Source organism: Synechococcus sp. GEYO (genome assembly GCF_900473955.1).
Lineage (GTDB): Bacteria > Cyanobacteriota > Cyanobacteriia > PCC-6307 > Cyanobiaceae > Synechococcus_C.
In genome coordinates, this window is sequence record NZ_UCNL01000007.1 from 266,864 (window position 1) to 284,181 (window position 17,318).

At 55.4% G+C, this 17,318-nt stretch carries 17 protein-coding genes; 10 read left to right on the plus strand and 7 right to left on the minus strand.

Annotated features, from left to right (window positions below; all coding sequences use genetic code 11):
* Window positions 1–65 precede the first annotated feature (65 nt).
* Entirely contained in the window at window positions 66–1,982 is a 1,917-nt protein-coding gene (dnaK, locus tag DXY37_RS06380) for a molecular chaperone DnaK (RefSeq protein ID WP_115125863.1), read from the minus strand.
* A 135-nt stretch (window positions 1,983–2,117) separates the two neighbouring features.
* Here dnaK and DXY37_RS06385 point away from each other — a divergent pair, with 135 nt between their 5' ends.
* The 4 genes from DXY37_RS06385 to DXY37_RS06400 all read left to right on the plus strand — a co-directional run bounded on the left by DXY37_RS06385 (window position 2,118) and on the right by DXY37_RS06400 (window position 4,417).
* Window positions 2,118–3,011, plus strand: coding sequence for a shikimate dehydrogenase (locus tag DXY37_RS06385; RefSeq protein WP_115125864.1), 894 nt, complete (start codon window positions 2,118–2,120; stop codon window positions 3,009–3,011).
* Window positions 3,012–3,075: 64 nt separating this feature from the next.
* Window positions 3,076–3,540, plus strand: coding sequence for a Tic20 family protein (locus tag DXY37_RS06390; RefSeq protein WP_067093818.1), 465 nt, complete (start codon window positions 3,076–3,078; stop codon window positions 3,538–3,540).
* A 79-nt stretch (window positions 3,541–3,619) separates the two neighbouring features.
* Window positions 3,620–3,988 (plus strand): 30S ribosomal protein S6, encoded by a 369-nt coding sequence (gene rpsF / locus DXY37_RS06395; protein WP_066908700.1) that lies wholly within the window; start codon window positions 3,620–3,622, stop codon window positions 3,986–3,988.
* 45 nt (window positions 3,989–4,033) lie between these two features.
* On the plus strand, window positions 4,034–4,417 hold the full coding sequence (locus DXY37_RS06400) for a hypothetical protein (RefSeq protein WP_115125865.1): 384 nt from the start codon (window positions 4,034–4,036) through the stop codon (window positions 4,415–4,417).
* A gap of 23 nt (window positions 4,418–4,440) precedes the next feature.
* Here DXY37_RS06400 and DXY37_RS06405 read toward each other — a convergent pair whose 3' ends face one another.
* Together DXY37_RS06405 and DXY37_RS06410 are read right to left on the minus strand one after the other, a co-directional pair.
* Entirely contained in the window at window positions 4,441–5,646 is a 1,206-nt protein-coding gene (locus DXY37_RS06405; RefSeq protein WP_115125866.1) for an argininosuccinate synthase, read from the minus strand.
* Window positions 5,647–5,673: 27 nt separating this feature from the next.
* On the minus strand, window positions 5,674–5,871 hold the full coding sequence (locus tag DXY37_RS06410) for a hypothetical protein (RefSeq protein WP_244276921.1): 198 nt from the start codon (window positions 5,869–5,871) through the stop codon (window positions 5,674–5,676).
* 49 nt (window positions 5,872–5,920) lie between these two features.
* On the opposite strand from DXY37_RS06410, the gene DXY37_RS06415 reads away from it, so the two are divergent.
* The 4 genes from DXY37_RS06415 (at window position 5,921) to DXY37_RS06430 (ending at window position 10,149) form a co-directional block, all read left to right on the plus strand.
* On the plus strand, window positions 5,921–6,190 hold the full coding sequence (locus tag DXY37_RS06415) for a DUF3134 domain-containing protein (RefSeq protein WP_082825010.1): 270 nt from the start codon (window positions 5,921–5,923) through the stop codon (window positions 6,188–6,190).
* A 93-nt stretch (window positions 6,191–6,283) separates the two neighbouring features.
* Window positions 6,284–7,318: a phospho-N-acetylmuramoyl-pentapeptide-transferase gene (gene mraY / locus DXY37_RS06420; RefSeq protein WP_244276943.1), complete on the plus strand. Its 1,035-nt coding sequence runs from the start codon at window positions 6,284–6,286 to the stop codon at window positions 7,316–7,318.
* A 115-nt stretch (window positions 7,319–7,433) separates the two neighbouring features.
* Entirely contained in the window at window positions 7,434–8,843 is a 1,410-nt protein-coding gene (locus DXY37_RS06425; RefSeq protein ID WP_115125868.1) for a tyrosine-type recombinase/integrase, read from the plus strand.
* 307 nt (window positions 8,844–9,150) lie between these two features.
* Entirely contained in the window at window positions 9,151–10,149 is a 999-nt protein-coding gene (locus tag DXY37_RS06430; RefSeq protein ID WP_115125869.1) for a hypothetical protein, read from the plus strand.
* Window positions 10,150–11,207: 1,058 nt separating this feature from the next.
* On the opposite strand, the gene DXY37_RS06435 is transcribed toward DXY37_RS06430, so the two are convergent.
* Both DXY37_RS06435 and DXY37_RS06440 read right to left on the minus strand, forming a co-directional pair.
* The gene (locus DXY37_RS06435; protein ID WP_115125870.1) at window positions 11,208–12,143 is read right to left on the minus strand and encodes a Tfp pilus assembly protein FimT/FimU; all 936 of its coding nucleotides are present in this window, start codon (window positions 12,141–12,143) and stop codon (window positions 11,208–11,210) included.
* Between the two features lie 70 nt (window positions 12,144–12,213).
* A complete protein-coding gene (locus tag DXY37_RS06440; RefSeq protein ID WP_115125871.1) occupies window positions 12,214–12,558 on the minus strand; it encodes a thermonuclease family protein in 345 nt (114 codons plus the stop codon).
* Between the two features lie 862 nt (window positions 12,559–13,420).
* Between DXY37_RS06440 and DXY37_RS06445 the strand changes: the two genes are divergently transcribed.
* A complete protein-coding gene (locus DXY37_RS06445; RefSeq protein WP_115125872.1) occupies window positions 13,421–13,669 on the plus strand; it encodes a hypothetical protein in 249 nt (82 codons plus the stop codon).
* 12 nt (window positions 13,670–13,681) lie between these two features.
* Here DXY37_RS06445 and DXY37_RS06450 read toward each other — a convergent pair whose 3' ends face one another.
* Entirely contained in the window at window positions 13,682–13,861 is a 180-nt protein-coding gene (locus DXY37_RS06450) for a cytochrome B6 (protein WP_114990623.1), read from the minus strand.
* Window positions 13,862–13,905: 44 nt separating this feature from the next.
* On the opposite strand from DXY37_RS06450, the gene purT reads away from it, so the two are divergent.
* Entirely contained in the window at window positions 13,906–15,075 is a 1,170-nt protein-coding gene (gene purT, locus DXY37_RS06455; protein WP_115126015.1) for a formate-dependent phosphoribosylglycinamide formyltransferase, read from the plus strand.
* Here the strand turns inward: purT and DXY37_RS06460 are convergent.
* On the minus strand, window positions 15,072–17,228 hold the full coding sequence (locus DXY37_RS06460) for an HAD family hydrolase (protein ID WP_115125873.1): 2,157 nt from the start codon (window positions 17,226–17,228) through the stop codon (window positions 15,072–15,074). The genes purT and DXY37_RS06460 overlap by 4 nt on opposite strands.
* Window positions 17,229–17,318 lie beyond the last annotated feature (90 nt).

Here is a 17,318-nt window from a genome sequence, read left to right on the forward strand (position 1 = left end):
CCGTCTGATCACAGACGGGGAAGACAACACAAGGATTCAGACCACGTGTGATTGGCCTTCAAGGATCACTTGGATTCAGTGAATTCAGCGTCGATCACATCATCGCCAGACTCACCAGATCCAGAACCCCCTCCGGGAGTCGCGCCTGAGTCGCCACCGGGAGCTGCACCGGCTTCAGCGCCAGCCTGTTGATAAACAGAGGCTCCAACGGTGTAAAGCTCCTGCTGCAGTTCCTCAAGCAGGGTCTTCATCGCGTCGTAATCCTCCTTCTCAGTGGCCTCCTTGAGCTTGGTGCGCTTCTCCTCCACCTTGGTCTTGGCGGCTGCATCAACCTTGTCGCCGAGCTCCTCCATCTGCTTCTCAGCCTGATAAACGAGGGTTTCAGCCTGGTTCTTGAGATCGATGCGCTCGCGCTTTTCCTTATCAGCGCTGGCATTGGCCTCGGCATCCTTGACCATGCTGTCCACCTCGGAGTCACTGAGGGTGGAGGCTCCGGTGATGGAGATGGATTGCTCCTTGCCGCTGCCCTTGTCCTTGGCGGTGACGCTGAGAATGCCGTTGGCATCGATGTCGAAAGTCACTTCAATCTGAGGCACGCCGCGGGGAGCAGCGGGAATGCCATCAAGACGGAAGGTTCCGAGGCTCTTGTTGTCGGACGCCATCTCGCGCTCACCCTGAAGCACGTGAATCTCCACGTTGGTCTGACCGTCCACGGCAGTTGAGTAGGTCTCAGACTTCTTGGTGGGCACCGTGGTGTTACGGGTGATCATCTTGGTCATCACACCGCCGAGAGTCTCCACACCCAGAGAAAGAGGGGTGACGTCCAGCAACAGGATGTCCTTGACTTCACCGGCGAGCACACCGCCCTGGATAGCCGCACCCACGGCCACCACCTCGTCAGGGTTCACCGTCTGATTGGGATCCTTGCCGGTAACTCGCTTCACCAGTTCGAGCACTGCTGGAATCCGGGTGGAACCACCCACCATCACGATCTCGTCCAGCTCACCGGACGACAACTTGGCGTCCTTGAGCGATTGCTCAACAGGCACACGACAGCGGTCAATCAATTTGGACGCCAGTTCCTCGAACTTGCCTCGGGTCAGGGTGAGGTCGAGATGCTTCGGCCCTTCTGGGGTGGCCGTGATGAACGGCAGATTGATCTCACTCTGAGTGGCGCTGGAGAGTTCAATCTTGGCTTTTTCAGCAGCTTCGGTGAGGCGCTGAAGAGCTTGCTTGTCCTGACGCAGATCGATGCCTTCATTGGACTTGAAGGTGTCGGCCAGGTGATCAACGATCACCTTGTCAAAGTCATCACCGCCGAGGTGGGTGTCACCGGAGGTCGACAAAACCTCAAAGACACCATCACCAACCTCGAGAACCGACACGTCGAAGGTTCCACCACCGAGGTCGAACACCAGAATCCGCTCATTGCTCTTTTTATCGAGCCCGTAAGCCAAAGCCGCAGCGGTGGGCTCGTTGATGATGCGCAGCACCTCAAGGCCGGCAATCTTGCCCGCATCTTTAGTGGCCTGACGCTGGGAATCATTGAAGTAAGCGGGAACGGTGATCACCGCCTGGGTCACAGACTCTCCGAGGTACTTGCCGGCATCTTCTGCAAGCTTGCGCAGCACCTGGGCAGACACCTCCTCAGGGGCGAACTGTTTCTCAAGAACCGGACACTTCACCTTCACATTGGAGCCAGCCTTCTCCACCGTGTAGCTGACTTCCTTCGACTCCTCATTCACTTCATCAACCCGACGGCCGATGAAACGCTTCACGGAATAGAAGGTGTTGTCGGGATTCATGACCGCCTGGCGCTTGGCGATCTGACCCACCAGTTGATCCTGGTTCTTGGTGTAGGCCACGACCGACGGCGTGGTGCGGAAGCCCTCGGCATTGGCGATCACGGTGGGCTTGCCGCCCTCCATCACCGACACACAACTGTTGGTGGTTCCGAGATCGATGCCGACAACCTTGCCCATCCGTGCCTCCTTGCTCCGCGTAATGACTGATTAGATCCCTTGCATCTTCGGCAGAGGCAATGCCTCCAGGCGAGGTGTGGTTCCCGAACAGACCGATGAAGCAGCAGGCTGGTGGAGAGGATCGCGCTTCCCCGAATGATCAGCGGAACCACTGCAGTGATCGGCTTGCTGGGACAACCCGTAAGCCACTCCCTGTCACCGGTGATGCACAACGCCGCCCTAGAAGCCATGGCGCTTGATTGGCGCTATATGGCATTTCCCTGTGACGCTGAAGATCTGAAGGCGGTGCTCGATGGATTGCAAGCCGTGGGGTGCCGCGGCCTGAGCGTGACGATTCCGCACAAGCAGCAGGTGGTGGGTCTCTGCCGAGAGCTGAGCCCTCTCGCCAAACGACTGGGTGCCGTGAACACGCTCACACCCCTCAAAGAAGGAGGCTGGCATGGCCACAACACTGATATGGAGGGTTTTCTGGCGCCACTGAAGCTGCAAGCAGAGCAGTGGCAGGGTGCCGAAGCAGTCGTGCTGGGCTGCGGTGGCAGCGCCCGGGCCGTGGTAGCAGGGCTGCAGCAACTTCCCCTCACCGCAATCCATGTCGCCGGCAGACGCCCTGATGCGCTGGCTGACTTTCTGAACGACCTGCGTGCAGGCCAGGGCAGCGACAGCGCGCCGCTGATCGCCATGAGCTTCGATCCGGAACCGCTCAGCAGGGTCTTGCAGCGATCGAAACTTGTGGTGAACACCACTCCTGTGGGAATGCAGGGCCATGGAGGTGACAACGCCATGCCGCTCGGCAGTGATCTCTGGGCAGGTGTTGATGCATCCGTGACCCTCTACGACCTGATCTACACGCCACGACCAACGCCTTGGCTTGCACTGGGTCAACAGCGCGGATGCCACACCATCGATGGCCTGGAAATGCTGGTTCAGCAGGGAGCTGCCGCCCTGCGTCGATGGTCAGGTCGCGCAGATGTGCCGGTTGATCAGATGCGGGAAGGCGCTCTTCGAAGCCTGAATGTGCATCAGGCTTAACCCGAACGATCCCCGAACCGAATCGAATCACACGCTCTACGCTCGGGCCACTATCGAGGCTGCGATGGCCATTCCCGTCTGGCAACGGTTCCTGGGTCTGCTGGTGTATGTGCTGCCCTGGAGCGATGCGATTCCCTTCGGAAGCCATCTGATGGGTCAGTTCCCCTGGATGCAGTGGCTCACGCTGCCTGCATTGCCTCTGGTGCTGCTCGAGCGGGGCATCCCTTTCGGAAATCTGCTGGTGTTCTTCCTGCTGTTCCTGGCTGTCGTGCGCAATCCAAACGTGCCTTACTTCCTTCGCTTCAACACGCTCCAGGCCCTGCTGGTGGACATCATCGTGGTGCTGCTCGGCTACGCCTTTGCCATCCTGCTGCAACCGCTCAGCAGTGGTCTGATGCTGCGCACGCTTTCGAGCACGGTGGTGGTGGCGGTGCTGGCCGTGGTGCTCTTCGCTTTGATCGAATGCATCCGCGGCAGAGAGCCCGATCTTCCCGGGTTGAGCCAGGCAGTCCGCATGCAGCTCTACTGAGAGTGTCAACCCCAAGGAGATAGGCTGTTGGATCCGTCGCTCACGCAGTGAGCCTTCAGTCCCTGTCGGATCTGTCTCCATGACCCAGACGCCTTACTACGAGACCATGTACATCCTTCGTCCGGACATTCCGGAAGAGGAAGTCGAGTCTCATCTCACCAAGTACCGCGACATCCTGGTGGAAACCGGTGCTGATGTTCTGGACAACCAGATGCGCGGCAAGCGTCGCCTCGCCTATCCGATCGCGAAACATAAGGAAGGCATCTACGTTCAGCTGAGCCACAACGGTGATGGACAGCAGGTTGCTGTTCTTGAGAAAGCCATGCGCCTCAGCGAAGACGTCATCCGCTATCTCACGGTCAAGCAAGACGGACCTCTCCCGGCTCCCCGCGTGGCTCCAGGCACTGAACCCGCAGCACAGCCTGAAACAGCCGAAGCTTCTGCTTGAAGCAAGGGCATTGATCAACTGCTGACCGGGCGATACCGTTCGGTCATGCAGCCCCAGGAAGCCGACCATCAGGCACCATTGCCTCTCTGGAACCCATCACTGGACGTGGTGCAGGCCGACCGAGAGCACGAACTCGAAACCGATGCTCTGCGAGCGCGCATCTCTGAGCTCGAACAGATGATCGAGGGTTATGAATCCCTGCTGAGTGAGCTTCCAGAGATGTTTGAGCGCAAGTTTCAGCAACGCCTCGAACCACTGATGGAGCGTTACCGGCTGCTGGCGAGAGCGCAGCGGATGCATGGTGAACCTGCTTTGCCCCTGATTGAGGAGCGTTCCAAGCCGCTGAGCGACATTCCCGTTCCCTTCCTGGAACGTTGGCGCAACACACGACAGAACCTTCAACGGCGATCCGATCGGAACGCCGCCTGATTCAGTCCGCAACTCACAAATAACTAACGACGTCGGGCTGCCGACCAGAGCCGAATGGGCAACCCCCAGATGTAGATGAAACCCTCTGCAGCACGGTGATCAAATTGATCGTCGCTGCCATAGGAGGCCATCTCAGGAACGTAGAGGCTGCTGTCGCTGGACCTGCGCCCCGTGACGATGGCATTGCCCTTATGCAGTCGAAGGCGGACCATGCCATTCACGTGGGTCTGAGTGCGATCCATGAATCCATCCAGAGCTTCCTTGAGCGGTCCGAACCAGAGGCCCTGATACACCAGATCCGCCCACTGCATCTCCAGTTGTCGCTTGGTGCGAAGCACATCGGCAGCCAGTGTGAGGCTCTCCAGTTCCTGATGGGCCTGAATCAGCAGGAGCAAACCGGGAGTTTCATAAATCTCTCGGCTCTTGATGCCGACCACCCGGTTTTCGATCATGTCGAGCCTGCCGATGCCGTGCATTCCAGCCAGACGGTTGGCTTCACGAATCAGCTCAACCGGAGCCAGCCGCACGCCATCAATGCTCACAGGGTTCCCTGCCTCGAAGCCGATTTCAATCTCCTGAGCCTGAGACGGCGCCGCATCCACGGACACGCTCATCGCAAACACCTCCTCCGGAGGCGCAACCATCGGATCCTCAAGAGGACCCGCCTCAACGCTGCGGCCCAGCAGGTTGAGGTCGATTGAATAGGGAGACTTCTTGCTCACTGGAGCGGGAATCCCACAACGCTCGCCGTAGGCAATGGTCTCCTCGCGGCTCATTCCCCATTCACGGGCAGGTGTGAGCACCTTCAGATCAGGAGCCAAGGCAGCAATCGCCACGTCAAAGCGCACCTGATCGTTGCCCTTGCCGGTGCAGCCATGAGCCACGGCATCGGCGCCAACCTCACGAGCTACCTCCACGAGGCGTCTGGCGATCAGCGGACGAGCCAGTGCTGTGGAGAGTGGATAGCGGCCTTCATACAAAGCATTGGCCCGGATCGCTGGAAAAGCGAACTCCTCTATGAAAGGTTGAATCAGATCACCAACCAGAGACTGACTTGCACCAGCGTCCAGAGCCTTCAGGCGAATCGGGTCCAGCTCATCACCCTGACCGAGGTCTGCAGCGAAGGTGATCACCTCGTCGACTCCCCACTCCTGCTTGAGGTAGGGAATGCAGACACTGGTGTCCACACCTCCGGAATACGCGAGCACAACCTTCTTGGCGCGTCCCATCAAGCGGACTCCTGATCTGTATCGGAACTACTCCGATTCTCCACTCCCGCGGGACGACCAGAGCAGCCATCCGGCCATCAGCCCTGAAGGCACGAACAGCAGAGCCAGCACAGGAACGGCACTGGGCTGCAGAGGCTGCGGATGCTGCTGTCCCCAGACACGCAGAATCGTACTGATTAGCAGAGAGATTCCCCAGACGGAAGCGAGAATCGCCGCTTTCTTCAAAAACAGGAAATGCGCAGTCTTCTATGATGAAGTATTGGCTCTGAAGATCTTGTCCTCAGCTCTCACGGACTTGAGCGGCCTCGACAACGTCAACCCGGCCCTGACCCGTTACGGACGCAAAGAGCCTGCACCGGTGCTTCCGCTGCGAGAGGAACCGGATTTGTTGAGCTGGCTGGAAACCAGCGGTCGCCTGGTGGAGGACGAGGAGTCCAGTTCACCCGAGGTGAGCACGGTGGAAGAGGAGGAGCTCTCCGCGCTGATGGGCGAGAAAGAGGACTACAAGGCCGAGGAAGAGAACGAAGAAAACTGGGAAGACTGATTTAAGGTCCCTGCGATTCGTCCACGGGACTTGAGCGCTTCTGCAGATCGATCCACTCGTCTCGACGGACGTGTTCCCGCTGCTGTGTTGATCATGGCCGTCGTGATGGCGGCCTTTGCATCAGACCGCTGGATTCCCAACAGCCTGCTGAGCCTGCCACTGCTCACGGCCACGCTGATCTCTGCCGTTGTCACCTGGTGGGGAACACCGCGACTGCGGGCATTGAAGATGGGCCAGGTGATCCGAACCGAGGGTCCTGAAGCGCATCAAAGTAAATCCGGCACACCAACGATGGGTGGCCTACTAGTGGTCCCCGTCGGGGTGATTGCAGGATGCCTGATCAGCTGGGAAGGCCGCAGCGCCGCCCAGTTATTGGCTGTTGGCCTGGTCACGCTGGCCTACATGGTGATTGGCGGCATCGATGACTGGAGCAGCCTCACCAAACGCACCAACACAGGCCTGAAACCCAGAGGGAAAATTCTGCTGCAAAGTGCAGCAGCCATGGTGTTTCTGGGCTGGTCAGCCTGGCAGGGATGGATCCCTGACACGGTGAACCTGCCCCTCGGCATGGTGATTGCTTTTGGCTGGCTGATCTGGCCACTGGGTTTGTTTGTGTTCCTTGCGGAAAGCAACGCCACCAACCTCACCGATGGACTGGACGGCCTCGCCTCAGGCTGCGGGGCACTCGTCTTCACAGGTCTGGGATTGCAGTTGATGCTGGGCGGCAACGAGGGTGACCCTGCGATGGCAGCGTTCTGCATGGCGATGGCCGGTTGCTGGCTCGGCTTTCTGATTCACAACCGCAACCCGGCACGCGTGTTTATGGGGGATACGGGCTCCCTGGCGATGGGTGCTTCACTCAGTGCCGTGGCGTTGCTGACCAACAGCCTCTGGCCGCTGCTGGTGATGGGTGGTGTTTTCCTGGCTGAATCGTTGTCGGTGATCATCCAGGTGTGGGTGTTCAAGGCGACCAAGGGGCCGGATGGTGTGGGACGCCGGGTGTTGCGAATGGCCCCTCTCCATCACCATTTCGAACTGGGTGGAACATCTGAGCAGGTGGTGGTGCCGATGTTCTGGCTCGCGACAGCTGGGCTGGTCATGCTGGGGATCGTTCTCCGCCCCACCTGAGCCGGCCGACAATGAGTTACTTCACCTGGCGTGAAGTGGGTTGAGGCTATAGCTTGTGTTTGCAGGATTCAGACCCTGCCATACACACAGCATTCACACAAGCAAGCGCCGAGCGATGCCAACCATTGTTGAAAAACAAGAGGTGCTGAATGGCCGCGGCCAAGTGATCAGATATGGCTCTGGTACTTCAGCCGGCTCGTACTTCTACAAAGAAAAGATCCCAGGGGAACGTCGATACAAAACTCGCCGAATCCCAGGTGCAACAACCATTGAAGAAGCCGTACAAGCAGCTGTAGAGATCGCTTTCAAACTCCAGGAGGAGCAACCACCTGAGAGCGTCTCAGAGCTGCTCAGAAGCCCCTCAGGCAACCCTGGAGAAGCCAAGCAGTACATCGCTCATCAAACGGTCCGCAGGGCTCCCAAAAGGCAACGCATTGAGAACGCCATTGATGCTTTCTTGCGGGAGGAGCAGCGAAGAGTGGATGTCGGACTGCTGAGCAACAGGACCCTTACCCAGAAGCGACTGGCACTGAAGCTCCATCTATTGCCGTACCTGGAGCAGTACAAGAACGTCCTGTACACAAACCAGATCGAGCTTTCGACCTTCAGGGACTACGAGATCTTCCGAGCTGAAGCGACGCCGCTAACTCGGAACGGTGAGATCACCATCGTCAAAGACTTCTGCAAGAACTACCTGGTCAAGCACCGGCTACTAGCTGCCGAGCTGCTGATGGACAGGGACTTCCTCAAGCGAGGGCAGGTCAAGCAGACCGACAAGCTCGCCAACCCGGCCATTTGCGCTGAGGACTGGGAAACGATCGTGAAGTACGCGAGAGGCCACTGGCGAGACAGCGCCAAAAAGCTCCAGAACCACAGGATTCACTACTGGAGAACCCTGTTCTGGCACTGGATTCTCTTTGCCAAAAACACGGGGATGTCACCCGAGGAGATCAACAAGCTCACCTGGAAGCAGATCGAGATCGTTGACGAGGGAAGGTACAGCGAGTCGGAAGGGAAACGAGTGACCTGGGAGGTCGCGTACATCTACACAATTCGCTCCAAAACCCAGCAGGCACGCGAGATCCCAGCAAACATCGCAAAAGAGCTGAAGCGTTGGAAGAAGCTTCAGCAGCAATACATGAAGGAGCGAGGAATCAGCCTGAAGGTCACCCCAGAAACGGTGGTCTTCAGCAACCCACACAACGACCTGAAGGGCTACTCCTATTCCAGCTACACGAGGGGATGGGCTGACATTCGTAACGCTGTCAAAGACAAGATGCGTGGACATCGTTTCTCACCGCATCCGTACACGATCTATTCGATGCGCTCAACGTTCATTGAGGACCACCTTCTCAAAGGAACACCTGTCTTTGAAGTAGCCGAGATGGCAGGTCACAGCGTGATGGAAACACAAAAGACTTATGCACGTCTAAACCTGCGCAAGAAAGGAAGGGAGATCACAATGCCAAGACTTGGCAAAAGGAAAGATTCCAGCAACGTTGTCGATCTTTTCAATGAAGAATGAAATCATCATGACTACTGAGTCCACTCAGAATCACCTACTAGGCGCCTGAAATACCTCAAGCGATGAAATCCCCTATTCACACTCACCAACACGCCTTATAGAGCCTTGCAGGCATCTTTAAGGACTAACTAGCAAATACACACCCGCGCATATGTCTACACCTAGATACAACAAGTACAACTCAGGCAAAACAAAGGGTTATTTCCCGATCAATAAATGGAGATGCGATGCATCAAAGCACCCAGCAAGTACAGCCTCGGACAAATGTGCAAGTTCCACACCGAGAGCTTTGTTTAGTCAGCAAGAAATGCAAATGCTCGTTGGACTAACTAATACATTGAAATGCGACGAAGCCAAGGCTGTCCGTATAGCACTCTATGAAGCATCTAGGAGCCCCAAGAAGCCGCACGAAATGGCATTTAGATATGCATGCTCGGCATCAAGAGAAAAAGGCCATGAGGGGCGATCTTCAGAGAGGCGATGGAAGCTTCCAAAGAAGGAGCAGCTAGCAGCGGCAAAGGCAGCAAAGGAACTAGGCATTACAGATTCAGAGTTCATACGCTTATCAATCATCTGGCTACAACTAGGCATCAGACGAAACGAGATCACAAGTATTGAGAACTGCAGGATCGTCAGCAAAGACGCCAGTGCGCATCAATGGAGTCGAGACAACCAAGGAAAACCACCCAACGAGCAAGTTGCGAATCTGAAGAAAGCCCTGCAAGAGGCTCAAAAGCTATTTGATTACTTAAATGAAATCAAGGATGAGGAGCGGCATGAAAGGAAGAAGGAAAGCGGCTCAATGCCTTGGTCGATGAGAGCACAAATAGACCAAGAAATATCTGACTATGAGTCAGCCCAAGAACAGTGGTTTGAAGACCTGCTGGATGATAATTCCGTTGAGGATGTCAAATTTTATTTGGAGCTAAGTATTGTTCGTAATTACAGAGTTGATTGGGACACCGCAAGCTTAATCGTTGCCGATGATTTATTAGACAAATCAGATCCAAAAAAAATGAAGCCCTTTGAGCAATTGGAATTGATAAAACAAGGAAGAAAGAAAGCTGCTGATCAAACAAGGCTAGAACTTAAGAAGCTAAAGGCAAAGCAGGTCAAGGAACTTGCAGAAGCAAGTAGTGAATGGAAACGAATACACCCTGAATCAGGCAGAGTTGATCTAGAGCAACAAAGAAGAGATGCTGAGGCTGCACAACAAGTAAGGGAGGAAGAGATGGCGCAAGACCAGCGGGAATATTTGAACGACCCAATGCTTTGGGATGATGACAGCCATAAATACCTGCAATGACTGGCTTTTTGGATTTACCCCCCTACTACGTAGTAGGTAAGACACATCTGATTTCTATAGATAGACAAAAAAGCTAGTGCCACTACACCGAGCGAGTGAAGCGAGCGAGGTGTCCAAACGACACAATCATTCTTTTATTGATGTCTCGGTGAACGACTGAGCGAACGAGCGCAGCGAGTGAGTGAAGGAGTGAACAGACATCCTGTTTATGCTGACGTTGACCAAGCTAAATAGAAGACATACATCACACTCATCATCAAAATAAATCAATCTCAACAACCTTCAAGTGAACGTCGTACTGGAGCATTACCGGTAGGTTGCATTAGCTAGTGGAAGTGATTAAGCCACTAGCAAATTGAGTTGGGTGTCTCAATTTACCTAATAATCAACCCCATTAAAAAAGCCAGTCTCATCCCAGACGGTTAATTATACTTAGTGGATAAGTATCAGTGAATGTCTGGTGACTTCACGAAGGTTCGATTCCTTCGGTTCACATTTGTGTCTGATGCCTGCTTCCATGCGAGGTAGGTAATTTCAGACACCCAATTAAACAATGAAAACATCTAAAGAAATCAACATTAATGGTCGTACTTACACGGTCTTTGAATGTCAGGACTGCGGCTCAACGACGCGAACATCTAGCAGACAAACTTCGAAGAAGGCACAGACAGCATTGAATCGTCCCTGCAGAGCTTGTTCGCCTATCAGCATTGTTCGTTCATCCTCTGGGTGGTGGCATTACTTCGGTCTAAGCAAGAACCCTTATGTGTATGGACCTATGCCGTACAAGAGGACAGGCGAAAGGTACAGGCTTGAAGAAGCCAGGCAGATGGGCTGGGTTGCCTTTATGTGGCAAGACGAATACACCGATGAACGCAGAGGTATTGCAACAGCACAATGACAGAACCAATTACTAAATTCGACGACGTCGTTGAGACCTACTTTGAATCAGGTAGTGCTCGGATACGGTTTAAGGAGGGTGTAGCTCTTGGATTCATCTTGGCTGAAGAACTTAATCAGCCCAGGCTTGAAGATAGCCAACGCAAGAATTATAAATCCTAGTATGTCTTATCGAAGTGGCTGTTATAGCAGCTCTTATTAGTGCACTCCACTGGCTTTCCGTTTACGCTTGCATATCCTAGTTCAGTCCATTCGGCAACAGATGTTTGGACTGCTGATTCGAGGGTTCCACTCTGCACTGCAGGCTTTTGAAGCATTTTGTAGGTAATAGTTTTTCCTGTTATTGGCTGAATCAGCCATGTTTTTCTATGAGCAGTCTGAGTCCCCTCAGCGACAATCTTCCCGTCAACGTATAGTTGAATGAAAGCAGCTTCTTCGGCGCTACCTTGATAATCCAGGTTGATTGACTTTATCAAGGTCTTGGCTGGGAGCTCTATGTCAATACTTGCCTCGCCTTTGCATGTCCAACTTGTATTTGTGTTGTCATCTATGGCATATTCAGATTTCCCACTAACTGCTCTGTCACTTGTATTTGCTGGCTCTTCGCAATCGGCTTTGGCTTTCGTAAATAAAGTCTTGCTTGTATTTTCAAGGCTCTTTGCGTATTCATTCCAGTCGGTTATTGGCTGCGAATACTTCTCCAGCTCAAGCTCTGAACAGGAAGTGCACGTAGCCAAAGAATTAGGCCATCCTGCGCCAAAATTCTTTTTGCCGTTGCTTGGGTCGATCACCAAGCAGCACTTATTTAGAACTTGAGCTGCAAAGGCCGTTTCTGAACAGCTAATTGGCTTGTCTGTCCCGAAAATGCTAAATACAACGTCAGGTATACGACTGGTCTGTGGCTGTTTATTTGATTTGCAGGCTTTGACGCTGTCTGTCAGGACTACTTGTGCGGCTACAAACTTCACATAATCAACAAGGCCAGAGAATAGATTAAATCCTATTGGAAGTAATATTGTAAGGACAGCGATAATAACTACAAGCTCAATCAGGCTATACCCGTTTTTGTTAGATTTTGGTATTGGAGAGACCATTCTCACCTCGCCAAATCGCTTTCATAGCCTAGCCCTGGCGGTTCTTGAAGCTCCAGCTCGGTAAAAGTGCTCACTGCTTTTCTGTCCAAGGACATTGATAGGCATACCTCCAGTAGATCTCTGCGTGACCACTGACGACCATCTCTTGCTGCACGTTCGTCTCTCCAAGGAACAGCTCTGCCACGGTTCGTCCGTAGCGGTCCTCGGTGATCCTTCGGATTTCAACCTTCTTGCCCACTACAAGATTTCTCAGGTGGTCTCGAGCAGCTTTGGCTGGCGCCGGCTCAGCTCTCTTGCCAACAAGTTCAGGAGTGTCGATGCAAGCGAGTCGAACTCGTTCTCCTGTTGTGGTGGTGCAGGTATCACCGTCGTAGCAGGAGGCGATCACAACGGATGCAAGAGCAGCAAAGAGCATCAGTGACGTTGCTGGATGTGACCGATGAATGGGTCACCTCGACAAGGACCATTGGATCCTTTACCAGAGGTGGACACTGCTGAGGATCCGCTGTCTATCCGGTCTCTCTACGTCTTGCTTGTCGTGGTCCTTAGTGCCTGGGTATTGGGAGCTGCTCTCCGATTGAGCGCTGCAACGGCGCTTGCATGATCAACTGACATACCCCTCAAGCTAGTACAGCTGTATTAGTGCAGGAGTAGGCACGGAGTCCAGGAAGTGAATCTGAAGCTCAAATCCCGGCAGAAATTTCTGAACCCCTTTTACGTAGAGACACGGACGCAAAGACCCCCGGTACCCCTCCGTCGTCCAACGCAGAGGCGCGGCTGCATGGCCTCGTAAGAGCTTCTAGCCCTCCGCGCTATGCCACAGGCATACACACGACACTCAGAATCCATACACACATGACAAGCAAACACATTGCTATGGCTGAGATCAGCTGAGTTCGTCTACAAATACAGAGACCTAAGCCCAGTCACAGGCTGGGGTGACCAACACATCCATATAGATGCGGCGACACAGGGTGATCCGGCCAGCCGTAAAGGCAGATCACCCGAGCCAAGACCGCCGTTTACCTCGGCTATCTCGTCTCACTCCCACCGCTAACCACGGATCAGCAACAACACCACTCAGGCTGAAAACCTCAATCTCGGTCTCTAGCGATCTGTCTTGCGTTTCCTCGTAACCTCTTCACCAGCACTGCGGCTAACCGGGTCTGTCAGTTGAAAGCGGCTAATTCATTCACACCACATTCACACAGTGTTGTGCTGAACCTTTACCGCCTGAAACCCCTGCTACAACTGAGTCCTATGTTCCAGTTGAGAAAATGAGTTACTTCACCTGGAAAGAAGCAGGTCTAACCGCCGACTGCGCCAGCCTTGAGGCAATGGCCTCTCGCTTCGAGGAGGCCGCCAGCCTGATGCGCCGCATGGCCGACAAAGGATTCGTGCTGGAACAGCGCAATGGCGCTCAACACATCACCCACACGGATGCTGACATCTTCCAGTCGTGGGGCTTTGTGAACGAGGAACCAGCGGAACGCCAACTGACCCTGATGCACGACCTCGAACCGTGAGGCTGATGGACCTCAGACCCTCGTGCGCAGAGCTCCAACGAGCCAGACGATGACAAACGCCAGCAGCGACGCACCCAAATAGATCAAGGCCCATTTCTGCACCGTGGCGATCTCCCAGCCGAAGATCAGCCCATCAGCAGCATCTCCAGCCGTCGTAAATGCGACGGGAGTGAAGCTCAATGATGAGAGCATCAGGCGTGGAGCGAGGATCAATCCATGCTGCCCTGAAAAAGGCCATGACGACGTTTCCCGCCACCGTGATGCTGTTAGGCAGTGGTGAACTGGGCAAAGAGGTAGCCATTGCCGCCCAGCGCCTGGGCTGCAGGGTGATCGCCTGCGATCGCTATGCCGGGGCACCGGCCATGCAGGTGGCAGATCTGGCGGAAGTGCTGCCGATGACCAAGCCTGAGGCACTGCTGGACGTGGTGCGACGCCACAGGCCCAGCGTGGTGATTCCAGAGATTGAAGCTCTGGCCGTGAATGCACTGGCCGAACTGGAGGACGAAGGCATCACCGTGATTCCCACGGCCCGCGCCACTGCCGTGACGATGAACCGTGATCGAATCCGCGACCTGGCATCAGCAGAGCTTGAGCTGCGCACCGCTCGCTTCGCCTATGCGTCCAGTGCCGAAGACCTGCACAACGCTGCAGAACCCTTGGGGTGGCCGGTGGTTGTGAAACCGGTGATGAGCTCGTCCGGGAAGGGGCAGAGCGTGGTGAAAAGCACCGAAGATCTTGATCAAGCCTGGGAAGCGGCCATGGCCAATGCACGTGGCACCTCCAACCAGGTGATCGTGGAAGAGTTCCTGCACTTTGATCAGGAAATCACCCTGCTCACAATCCGCCAACGCGACGGATCCACCCTGTTCTGTCCACCGATCGGACATGAACAGGCCAATGGTGACTATCAATGCAGCTGGCAGCCGGCCCAGCTGAGCGAAGAGCAGTTGCACAAGGCGCAGACCATGGCCCGCACCGTGACCGACAACCTGGGAGGGGTCGGTCTGTTCGGAGTGGAGTTTTTTCTCTGCGGTGATGAGGTGATTTTTTCAGAGCTGTCCCCCCGTCCCCATGACACGGGTCTTGTCACTCTGATCAGCCAAAACCTCAGCGAGTTCGAACTGCATCTGAGAGCTGTGCTTGGTTTGCCGATCCCAATGATCCGTTGTGCAACAGCGGCTGCTAGCAGAGTGATCCTTGCGGACCGCCATGGCAGCCGGGTGAGCTTCAGCGGTCTGGAGTCAGCGCTGAGTGAACCCGACACCCAAGTGTTGTTGTTCGGAAAAGAAGAGGCCCGCCCCGGCCGGCGCATGGGTGTGGCTCTGGCTTGCGGCGACCACCGAGCTGATGCCCAGGCAAAGGCCGATCACAGCGCTGCTGCTGTGACCCTTCAGATCGAGGCCTAATCCAGTCGGGACCGTGCGTTGAGGAAGCGGTAGTGCTGGAGACCCTCCAGCACACCCATCAAGCGCGACCGATTGGCGAAATAAACCCGCTGCTGATGGCGACAGCCATCGAGACAGGGGTCATGATCGGCAGTCACCACAGCCGCCGGCAGACCTTGGACCAGCTCCGCATCGCCCTGCTGACTGGCCACCACAAGAATGTGTTCCAGAGGCAAACCCCAGCGCAGCGATAGGAACCGAATCGCCTCGCTCAGCGAGGCCCGCATGGGAAGCACATCAAGGAACCAGTGACAGCGCAATTGAGGCCTTGCAGGCAGGCCGCTCTGGCGCAAACGCTGGCGAATCAGCGGCAACACGGAAGGGCCCGGTTGCTCCAGCAGATAACTGACCTTGAACTGACCCTGGTGCTCAGGTTTCTGCAGTTTGATGTGATCGCCAAGGTCGGAGAGGGTCTGCTCCACGGACTCGCGCTGCCAGTCAACGCTGATCTGAGCCTGCCAGAAGCGATCCGCCTGCTCCTCTTGGCCGTAGTGGATCTGTGTGCCCGCCTGAGTGATCCAGACCTGCGGGTCAGGCAAATGAAGCTCCGCGAAACGCTGCCGGGCCACACCGAGAGGCCGTCCAGTGGTGATGCCGAAGCTGGTCTGGGCAGCTTGGGCAGTCGGTGCCATCAGCTGTTGACGCAGACTCTGCAGATCCTTGAGATCCGGCTGTTCAAGACTGCTATCGAGATCCAGCAGCAGCAGACGGGAGCCGAAAGGACTCAGCCCCGATGGCGTCGCCAACAGTTGCGAGGAAACAGTCACCGTGCTCGAGCGCTTCAGACGCTCCTGCATTAGCGCCAGGTAACCGCAGACATGAGCATCCCAGCTGTAGTGACGGCTGACAGCCTCGACGCCGTTGTCGCTCCACCGCCGCCAGCGGTCGCGATCAGCACCGGCACGCTCCAATCCATCCTGGAGCGATTCCCGGTCGGTCACGTCAACGACAAGTCCGTTGTCACAACGACTCAGAATCTCTCGAGGCCCCCCGTCATCGGTGGCGACCATCGGCACACCTGATGCCGCAGCCTCAAGCAGCGTGAGACCGAAAGGCTCGGTCAATGCTGGATTGACGAACAAACCGCGTTGAGCCGCGGCCCAGCGGTAGATGGCCGGGACTTGATCACGGCGATGGTGCTTGGGATAGGCAACGGACCCGTAGAGGTCATAACGGTCAACCAGATCAAAGATCTGCTGAAAAACCTCCCGCTGCTGACGGTCCATCTGGCGAGAGTCATCACGATTGCCAAGCACGAGCACCAGGTTGTGACGCTGCCGAAGGACCGCGGATCGACCGAATGCTTCAACGAGCGCAGGGATGTTTTTGCGCCGGTCTGCACGGCAAATGGCCAGCAAAGGTGGACGCTCAGGCTCCCTCAGAAATGAACTCAAGAGCTCTGACACCTCAGTGAACTCATCAGAGTTGCCTTGAGGATGAAAACGTCTGCTATCGACACCCGGTGGCACGACCTCCGCATGGTCAGGTTTGAAGCAGCCATAACGGGCGTATTGCTCATCACGCTCCTGTCGCGTGCTGGTGATCACCAGATCGGAATGAGCAAGAGCCAGTTCCTCAGCATCGATGCGCCGACTGATCGAATAATTCTGCTCGATCTGTTCATGCTCTCCACCAGCCGCAAGCAGACGGCGCAACTTCTCACGTCCTAAGGAATGGCCTGTATAGGCAAGGGGAATTCCAAGACGTCGACTGACCAGGGCCCCCACATAGCCGGCATCGGCGTAATGGGCGTGAATCCAGTCGGGACGATTGTCGCTGGCACGGAGATGACGAACCAGCTGATCGGCCAGCTCATCGAGATACGGCCAAAGCTGTTCCTTACGCAAATAACGCCGAGGACCAAAACTGAATCGTCGGATCGATGCACCAGGTGCAATCGGCTCGAGAGGTTTGGAATAGTCAAGAGACACTCGCCGATCCTGAATCAGCCGCGTGACGACCTCGACATGAGCCACCTCGGCGCGATTGGCCAGGCTGCGGGCCAGTTCCAACACGTAGAGGGTCTGACCTCCAGTGTCCGCATCACGGCCAAGCTCCAAATCCTGCGAGCGAAATAAGCCATGGAGATGAAGATGTAGCAGCTTCAGTCCCACAAGACCTCCAACACGTTCAGGAACAGGTCCTGGTGTCCGATCAAGGGTTAGGTGATCTAGAACTTCGAAAAGATAAAAACAATCTGATAA